The sequence below is a fragment of the Mesorhizobium sp. M7A.F.Ca.AU.002.02.1.1 genome, assembly GCF_003998535.1.
Taxonomy (GTDB): Bacteria; Pseudomonadota; Alphaproteobacteria; order Rhizobiales; family Rhizobiaceae; genus Mesorhizobium; species Mesorhizobium ciceri.
The window spans coordinates 1-387 of the sequence record NZ_RZPB01001529.1; the positions used below are offsets into that span (position 1 = coordinate 1).

General features: G+C 66.1%; 1 pseudogene. It reads right to left on the reverse strand.

Annotated elements, in window-relative coordinates:
* Positions 1 to 387, reverse strand: a pseudogene (locus EN879_RS38740) (dihydroneopterin aldolase); the annotation flags it as partial.

Genomic DNA, 387 nt, shown 5'->3' on the forward strand with positions numbered 1-387 from the left:
CACTATCCGGATGCCGGGCAGCTTGCCCGACGCGAGCATCGCGCTGGCCCCGGCAGCATCCTTCGGACCGGCGAGATGGAAATCGATGCCGTCGGGCAGCATGGCGGCAAAGCCTGGGTCGACAATGCCTCGGGCCCTCAGGCTGTCAGCGGTATCGCTGTCGAAGAATGCACCGGTCTGCTTGACAAGCAACAGCGCGTTTGCGCCAAGCTTGCCGGCAAGCCAGGCGGCCAGAGAATCGGAGGTAATGTCCCAGGAGGCCGGAACATCCAGCGCCGGCAGTGCCAGTGACGACGGCAGCCACACCGGAACCTTCCCCGCCTCCAACACTCGCCCGATCTCGTCCAGCGACCGTGCCGGCGCCAGCCTTTCGTCCCGGTCGAGGAT